General features: G+C 69.0%; 8 protein-coding genes. 4 read left to right on the top strand and 4 right to left on the bottom strand.

Annotation, left to right across the window (positions count from 1 at the left end):
• Positions 1–28 precede the first annotated feature (28 nt).
• The 4 genes from HMPREF1138_RS04145 to HMPREF1138_RS04130 form a co-directional block, all read right to left on the bottom strand.
• Positions 29–1,012 carry an FKBP-type peptidyl-prolyl cis-trans isomerase gene (locus HMPREF1138_RS04145; RefSeq protein ID WP_009056861.1) on the bottom strand — a complete coding sequence of 328 codons (984 nt, stop codon included), beginning with the start codon at positions 1,010–1,012 and terminating at the stop codon, positions 29–31.
• Between the two features lie 20 nt (positions 1,013–1,032).
• Positions 1,033–1,386 carry an iron-sulfur cluster insertion protein ErpA gene (erpA, locus tag HMPREF1138_RS04140; protein WP_003792846.1) on the bottom strand — a complete coding sequence of 118 codons (354 nt, stop codon included), beginning with the start codon at positions 1,384–1,386 and terminating at the stop codon, positions 1,033–1,035.
• An 85-nt stretch (positions 1,387–1,471) separates the two neighbouring features.
• The gene (locus tag HMPREF1138_RS04135) at positions 1,472–2,395 is read right to left on the bottom strand and encodes a glycerate kinase (RefSeq protein WP_009056898.1); all 924 of its coding nucleotides are present in this window, start codon (positions 2,393–2,395) and stop codon (positions 1,472–1,474) included.
• A gap of 35 nt (positions 2,396–2,430) precedes the next feature.
• A complete protein-coding gene (locus HMPREF1138_RS04130) occupies positions 2,431–3,804 on the bottom strand; it encodes a M20/M25/M40 family metallo-hydrolase (RefSeq protein ID WP_009056884.1) in 1,374 nt (457 codons plus the stop codon).
• Positions 3,805–3,862: 58 nt separating this feature from the next.
• On the opposite strand from HMPREF1138_RS04130, the gene HMPREF1138_RS04125 reads away from it, so the two are divergent.
• From HMPREF1138_RS04125 to HMPREF1138_RS04110, 4 genes are all read left to right on the top strand, one after another.
• On the top strand, positions 3,863–4,483 hold the full coding sequence (locus tag HMPREF1138_RS04125; RefSeq protein WP_009056880.1) for a DUF3043 domain-containing protein: 621 nt from the start codon (positions 3,863–3,865) through the stop codon (positions 4,481–4,483).
• A gap of 190 nt (positions 4,484–4,673) precedes the next feature.
• Positions 4,674–5,366 carry a hypothetical protein gene (locus HMPREF1138_RS04120; RefSeq protein ID WP_009056897.1) on the top strand — a complete coding sequence of 231 codons (693 nt, stop codon included), beginning with the start codon at positions 4,674–4,676 and terminating at the stop codon, positions 5,364–5,366.
• An 18-nt stretch (positions 5,367–5,384) separates the two neighbouring features.
• Complete coding sequence (locus tag HMPREF1138_RS04115) at positions 5,385–6,449, top strand: quinone-dependent dihydroorotate dehydrogenase (RefSeq protein ID WP_009056876.1); 1,065 nt, start codon at positions 5,385–5,387, stop codon at positions 6,447–6,449.
• Between the two features lie 7 nt (positions 6,450–6,456).
• Positions 6,457–7,329: a TrmH family RNA methyltransferase gene (locus tag HMPREF1138_RS04110; RefSeq protein WP_009056864.1), complete on the top strand. Its 873-nt coding sequence runs from the start codon at positions 6,457–6,459 to the stop codon at positions 7,327–7,329.
• Positions 7,330–7,398 lie beyond the last annotated feature (69 nt).

The raw sequence follows: 7,398 nt of genomic DNA, 5'->3' as shown, positions 1-7,398 counted from the left end.
CCGCAACCGTCGAACACTCGCACCAGGATTACTCCATCGTGGACGTGCCGACGATGTCGACGACCATCACGCTCGCCTGTGCCGGGGTACCCGATTGTGTTTGCGAAGCCGGGATCGGGACAACAAGAAGAATGCGGGAGCCGACCGTAAATCCGGCCAGACCCGCGTTCGTCACGGTCTCCACGACGGGTGCCTGACTCCAACTGGACTGAGTCTGGCCATTCGCTCCGAAGCCGCCAGCGACCGCCCTGTACAGGAAGGACTCTCCATCTGCGAGTTCCTCGCCCGAACCCTTGTAGATCGTGTAGATCTTCCGTTCGGTGGGTGCGGCGACACTCTCATCGATCGCCAGAGTCGGCTCGACACCGGGATCACCGGTCACCGTCACACCGGCGGGCAGCTCCTCGCCGGTCGCGGTCGCACCGGTCAAGACGGACTCGTCCGCCATGGTCGTGGTCGAGGCGCCGAGCACGTCGACGACGAAGACGAGCGTCGAGTTCGCGGGAATGTTGCCGCGCGCCTGGTTGCCGTACCCCAGGGAGGCGGGGATGATGAGCTCGACGCGGTCACCGACGTGGGTGTGTGCCAGACCGTAGGTCCAACCCTTGACGACCTGGTCGAGAGAAAACTCGCTCGGTTCACCGCGCTTGTACGACGAATCGAAAACGGTGCCGTCCCAGAGGGTGCCCACGTAGTTCGCCTTGATCGTCGCACCCGGGCACACGAGCGCGCCATCGCCCTGCTTGAGGGTCTTGACCAGGACCTTGTCGGTCGGCTCGGAGCCCTTGCCGGCCGCGATGACGGGGCTGTCGTCACCGGTCACGTCGGGGAAGGCCCCCTTGCCGGTGCGGTCGACGTTCTGGTTCTGCAGCTCGGAATCGTCGGTCGCGCACGCCGCGTAGTCGACCTGGGAGGACGTCGACGAGGAGGTCAGGTCGTTGCACGCGGCCAGGCCGAGGACGAGCGCGGCGGCGCCGACGAGGGCGCCGAGGCGGCGCAGGGGGGACATCATAGGGTGGAGTCTCTTTCGGCTCAGTGGAAGGATTCGCCGCAGGCGCAGGTGTTCTGGGCGTTGGGGTTGTCGATCGTGAAGCCCTGGCGCTCGATGGTGTCGGCGAAGTCGATCGTGGCGCCGCTCAGGTAGGGCACGCTCATGCGGTCGACAACGACCTCGACGCCGTCGAAGGAGCGAATGGCGTCTCCGTCGAGGGTGCGGTCATCGAAGTACAGCTGGTAGATCAGGCCGGAGCAGCCGCCGGGCTGAACGGCGATGCGCAGGCGAAGGTCGTCGCGACCCTCCTGCTCGAGGAGGCTCTTCACCTTCGCCGCGGCGACGTCGGTGAGGATGACCTCGTGGGTGGGAGCCTGAGTTGCGGACTCGGACATGATGCTCCTTTTCGTAACGGATAGACGTATTCGCTTGACACAGTACTCCCCCGCGCGCGCCTGGCGCCAGGGGTGGGGTGCGCGCTCAGCGTAACCAGGTGCGCGCAATGCGGCGCCCGGCATCGTCGAGCGTGACACACGCCTCGGTCTCGAAGATGCCGTGCAGGCCCCACTGCGCACGTTCGTAGTGCGACAGGCTGGAGCGCACGGTCGCGGCGACGACGGGGAGGGCGAGCTCGCCGGCGGCGCGCGTGAGGGCATCGAGCGTGGAGGTTGCCAGCAGCGGCGACGCGAGCTCCGGCTCGACCACGACCAGCAGATCGGCGTCTTTGAGCGCGTCATCGACGTTGAGCAGGTCGGCGAGGAAGTCCGCCGTCGGGGCGATGCGCCCGCCGATGGCTGCGATGACGGCGCCGACTCCTCCTCCTGCGCCGGAGCCGAAGGTACGCGCCGGGTGGGCTGCCTGGCCACCCAGGAGCTGTCGGCGCCGCAGGGGGCGGTGCGCGAAAGCCTGGGTGAGGGCCCCCGTCAGCTCTGTGTCCTGTTCCTCAATGGGATCGAGGTCGGGGCGCACCGCCAGAACCGAGTCGAGCCCAAGGAGGGGACGCGGCGTGGAAGCGGCGCACACGAGGTCAGTGCCGCTCGCGCCGAGCATGTCTTCTGCACGCGTCAGGGCGGGGCCCAGTCCCTCGCCGCTCACATCGGACTCGGCGACGCCGAGCAGCCCCGCGAGGAACCCGAGCCCACAGTCGGGGGACGGGCCGTGTCCACCCTCGACGACGACCCTGGGCTTGCCCAGAGCAGCCGCCACGTGTTCTCCGGCCTCACGGGTCGACGAGGCCTCGGCGGGCACGCGCACGAACGAGGCCTGGGAGCGGCAGGCGGCCACGGCCTCGTCGAAGGTGGGCCCAGACCCAAAGGGAAGGGACACGACGTCGAGGCGATCGACCCCGTCCGTCAGTCCCCGCCCGATCTGCTCCAACGCGACGCCGGTCGGCAGGAGGGGCATAGCCCCATCCCACCGACCGGCAACAACGACTCGCCTCACAGGGAGGCCAGGCGGGTCAGCAGCAGCGCCTCGGCGAGGATCGCAGCCTTCAGGTCCGAGATCGACTGCGACTCGTCCTCCGAGTGGGCGTTCGTGAGCGGATCCTCGACGCCCGTGACGACGACCTGCGCGCCCGGGAAGATGCGCTGGAAGTCGGAGATGAAGGGGATCGAGCCGCCCACCCCGATGTTCACGGAGGGCACGCCCCAGGCCTCGGTCAGGCACTCGTGCAGCGTCTTGGTGACCGGGGAGTCCATGTCCGCCTGATAGCCGGCGCCCGCGTCCTCGGCCGTCACCTCGACGCGCGCACCGAAGGGCGCGTGAGCGAGCAGGTAGTCAACGAGCATGGTCTGGGCCTCGACGGGATCGACGCCGGGCACCGTGCGCATCGACAGGCGGAAGCGCGTGTGCGGGGCGATCGTGTTCGAGGCGTTGGCCACGGGGCGCGCATCAAAGCCGATGACCGAGATCGAGGGCTTGGTCCACATGCGCGCGGCGATGTCGCCGGAGCCGGCCAGCATCAGTCCATCGACCATGCCGGCGGCCTCACGCAGCTCCTCCTCCGGCCACTCCACGTCCGCGTGATCCGAGCCGCCCAGGCCCGGAACCGCAACATCACCCTTCTCGTCGAAGAGCGAAGCGATGAGCATCGAGGAGACCGCCACGGAATCGAGCAGCGGGCCACCAAAGGCACCCGAGTGCACCGCGTGGTCCGCCACGGTCACGTCGACCGTCACGATCGCGTTGCCTCGCAGCGTCGACGTGACGGCGGGCTCGCCCACCTTCCAGTTCGACGAATCCGTCACGACGATGACGTCGGCGGCGAGCTCGCCCTTGTGAGCATCCAGGAAGGCGGTGAAGGACGGCGAGCCGATCTCCTCCTCACCTTCGATGAAGACAACAACGTTGACGGGGAGGTCCGCGCCCAGGATGGACAGCGAACCCAGGTGGACGGTCACGCCAGCGCCATCGTCGGAGGAGCCGCGCCCGTAGATGCGGTCGCCGCGCACCTCAGCCTTGTAGGGGTCCATGCTCCAGCGGTCCAGCTCGCCCACCGGCTGCACGTCGTGGTGCGCGTACAGCAGGACGGTCGGCGCGCCCTCGATGTGAGGCGTGTGGGCGACGAGGGCGGGCTTGCCCTCGGTGCCGTCTTCGGCGGTTTCACGCAGGACCTTGGCATCAAGTCCAAGGGCCGCGAAACGCTCGCGCAGATGCTCGGCGCTGCGCTCCACGTCGGCGGCGTGCGCCGGGTCGGAGGACACCGACGGAATGGCCACCAGCTGGGTGAGCTCATCGAGCAGGGAAGGGAAAGCGGCTTCGAGGCGCTCCCGCAGGACGGATGTCGACAATTCATGTGAAGTATCAGCCATACGTTCAGGGTAGACCATGAAAGTGCACGGCGGGGGGCCTATCCGCTAGCCTTGGAGCGTGTTTGGACGAAGCAAGAACAAGAGCGAGGACGACGCGGCGACCGCCGCGGCTGCCTCCACGACCCCCACCGGCAAGAAGGGCCGCCCCACACCCAAGCGGAAGGCGGCCGAGGCGGCGCGCATCCACCCGCTGGTGCCCGCCGACCGCAAGGAAGCCAAGCGCGCCGCAAGAGCCGCTCGCAACGCACGCTGGGACGCGGAACAGCGCGCCCTCGTCACGGGCGAGGAGCGCTACCTGCCCGCGCGCGACAAGGGCCGGGCACGCCGCTTTGCGCGCGACTACGTCGACGCGCGCCGCTCGATCTCCGAGTGGGTCCTGGCCTTCATGATGGCCTCCCTCATCATGCTGATGCTGCCCGCGATTTTCGCGGACAAGATTCCCGCGCAGTGGCAGGAGTACATCCTCCTGGCTTCCTCCGTCGTCATGTACGGCTCCTTCATCGCCACCGCCGTCGAAGCCTTCTTCGTCTGGCGCACGATCAAGGCGAGGTTCACCGAGAGCCACCCCCGCGAGGACATCCCGCGCGGAACTGGCTACTACACCTTCTCGCGCATGATCATGCCGCGACGCTGGCGCTCCCCGCGCCCCCAGGTCGAGCGCGGGCAGTTCCCGAAGTAAGCGGTCTCAGCCGTCCACGGCCCCGCGTCCTTCCACAGGGCGCGGGGCCGAGTCGCGTCTATCCACAGGCTCTCCGGCCGCCGCCGCCCTATCCACAGGGGCGTGCGCACCGCTGGATACGAGGCCCCTCGCGCGTCGATGCTAGAGGGGGCCGCGGCACTGAGGCCGCGCCGCAGGAAAGGACACCGACATGCACGTTTCAGTCACGCTCACCGCCTCCTCGCAGGTCCACCTCGACGACGAGGCCGCGCGGGCGGCTCAAGGCGCCGTCACCATCGACGAGGCTCCCCCGCCCACGTGCGCTCCCACTGCCCCGGCTGAGTCCCCCACCACTGGCGAGACCCCCGACGCACACCTGCCCGGCGAGGACCCCACCGAGGAGGGGCCACTGCGCGAGGGCCTCTACGGCCCCATGCACTGGCTCGATGACCGCCACGTCACGGCCCTCCTCGCGCCCTACATCTGCGAAGGCTGGGATACGGGAGACTACGCCCGCTTCGCCGACCTGTGTGGCACGGACGCTCGCACGCTGCGTACCCTCCTGCCGCCGCTCGCGCGCGAAGACAGGCAGAATAACGCGCCGCGCATCACGGACCTCCTGCGCGCCGCCACGCGCATCGACGGCCTGACCCTCGACGGCTACGTCATCCGAGCGCCCCGCTGGGACGAGCGCGTCAGCGTCGACACCGTGTGCGTCCCCGAAAGCGCGATCATCGCCCACACGGGCCGCCCCCTCGACGACGAGGCATTCCCGACCTACCAGCACTGGCTCACCCTCGCCGACGTGCTCGGACTCGGGGCAGACGCCGTCCCACCCGACGAGATGCGCTTCCTCCTCCGAGACGCATCATCCACGCGCTGGTGGTGGGCTTGGTGGGACTAATCAACTACCCTAGGAACTATGATCCGACGCGCGTACAACTGGACCTTCCGACACTTCATTTCGCGTTCCGACCCGGAGGCGGCACACCACCTGGGTCTGGGTGCTATTTCCCTCGCCGGGCGATTCGCCCCCACGCGAGGACTCATGCGAGCGACCCTGGGATACCTGGATCCCCGGCGCCGCCCCACACGCACCGTCGGCGGCGTCGAGGTCCCGCTCATGCTGGGCCACCGCGAGCTGCCCTCCCGACTGGGCCTGGCCGCCGGCATGGACAAGGATGCCGAGGCCGTCCTGGGCATGTGCGCCCTGGGCTACGCCTTCGTCGAGATCGGCACCGTGACGCCGCGCCCGCAGCCCGGCAACGAGGCGCCGCGCCTGTGGAGGCTCATGGAGGAGCGCGGCCTGCGCAACCGCATGGGATTCAACAACGCGGGCGCAGACGCGGCCGCCGAGAAGCTGCGCGAGCTGCGCTCGACGCGAGCCGGTCGTGCCGCTATCGTCGGGGCGAACATCGGCAAGAACAAAGTCACCCCAGAGGCCGACGCCCCCGCGGACTACGAGTACTGCGCACGCGCCCTAGCCCACTGGGTGGACTTCGTCGTCGTCAACGTCTCCTCGCCGAACACGCCCGGCCTGCGCGACCTGCAATCCGTCGATCACCTGCGCCCGATCCTGCAGGCCGCTCGCCGCGGCTGCGAGGCCGGCGCCCCCGACCGCATCATGCCCCTCTTCGTCAAGATCGCACCCGACCTGGCGGACCAGGACATCGTCGCGATCGTCGAGCTCACCAAGGAGCTGGGGCTCGCGGGCGTGGTGGCCACCAACACAACGATCAACCACGACATGGGTGAGGGCGGCGTCTCGGGCGCTCCCCTGCTGCCCCGCGCGCTGGCAGTCATCTCCCTGGTTGCTCGCCACCTGAACGACGATCAGATCCTTATCGGTACCGGCGGCGTCTCCTCGCCCGAGGACGCGCTGCGCATGATCGGAGCGGGCGCCGACCTGGTCGAGGCCTTCTCCGCGTTCATTTTTGAGGGCCCCTCGTGGCCTGGCGAGGTCTCGCGCGCCCTCCAGCGCGCCTGAGGACGCCATGATCATCGAGCTGACCAGCGCCGATCTGTCCGCCGATCCGCGACTGGATGACTACACGCGCCTCAAAGACGTCAAGCTCCGCTCGAAACTCGAGCCGGAGCGCGGCCTGTACATGGCCGAATCCACCAACGTCATCGAACGCGCACTGAGCGCGGGCCACAACCCGCGTTCCTTCCTGATGTCCAGCCGGTGGCTGCCCACGCTCTCCCCCCTCATCGAGGCGGCGACGGGGGCAGGCGACGGAGCCGACGTCCCTGTCTTCGTCGCGCCCGAGGACATCCTGGAGCAGATGACGGGCTTCCACCTGCACCGCGGCGCGCTGGCCGCTATGCAGCGCCCGGTCCTGCCCGCCCTGAACGAGCTTCTCGCGACGGCGCGCGGCGGTAGGCCCGCGCGCCGCGTCGTGGTCTTGGAAGACCTCGTCGATCACACGAACGTCGGCGCGGCATTCCGCAGCGCCGCCGCCCTGGGCGTGGACGCCGTCCTCGTGACCCCCTCCTGCGCGGATCCGCTCTACCGCCGAGCTGTCCGGGTCTCCATGGGAACCGTCTTCCAGGTCCCGTGGACGCGCTTGCAGTCCTGGCCCGGCGACATCGCCTTGCTGCAAGACGCTGGCTTCACCGTCGCCTCCCTGGCCCTCTCGGACGATTCCGTCTCACTCGACGACTTCGCTACGCTGCCGGCCCTCCAAGGCCCCGACGCACGCCTGGCAATGGTCATGGGAACCGAGGGCGACGGCCTGGGACGGCGCACCATCGCCGCCTCCGACTACACCGTCAAGATTCCGATGGACCACGGGGTGGATTCGCTCAACGTCGCAGCCGCCTCGGCCGTCGTCTTCTGGGCGACGCGCGGCATCGGCGCCTCCTAGCGCTGCGCACGCGACGTTCGCCGCAACTCTGCCCGGGTGCAACGAAACGAGGCCGGAGCTGGTATCCCA

The sequence above is a fragment of the Actinomyces sp. ICM58 genome, from assembly GCF_000283035.1.
Classification (GTDB): Bacteria; Actinomycetota; Actinomycetes; order Actinomycetales; family Actinomycetaceae; genus Pauljensenia.
Note: the sequence above shows the minus strand (reverse complement) of the source record. Positions and strands in the feature narration are given on the sequence as shown.

Coding starts and splice junctions, on each gene's coding strand:
- HMPREF1138_RS04130 (WP_009056884.1), bottom strand. CDS start 3,804: ATGGCTGATACTTCACATGAATTGTCGACATCCGTCCTGCGGGAGCGC.
- HMPREF1138_RS04110 (WP_009056864.1), top strand. CDS start 6,457: ATGATCATCGAGCTGACCAGCGCCGATCTGTCCGCCGATCCGCGACTG.
- HMPREF1138_RS04120 (WP_009056897.1), top strand. CDS start 4,674: ATGCACGTTTCAGTCACGCTCACCGCCTCCTCGCAGGTCCACCTCGAC.
- HMPREF1138_RS04135 (WP_009056898.1), bottom strand. CDS start 2,395: ATGCCCCTCCTGCCGACCGGCGTCGCGTTGGAGCAGATCGGGCGGGGA.
- HMPREF1138_RS04145 (WP_009056861.1), bottom strand. CDS start 1,012: ATGATGTCCCCCCTGCGCCGCCTCGGCGCCCTCGTCGGCGCCGCCGCG.
- erpA (WP_003792846.1), bottom strand. CDS start 1,386: ATGTCCGAGTCCGCAACTCAGGCTCCCACCCACGAGGTCATCCTCACC.
- HMPREF1138_RS04115 (WP_009056876.1), top strand. CDS start 5,385: ATGATCCGACGCGCGTACAACTGGACCTTCCGACACTTCATTTCGCGT.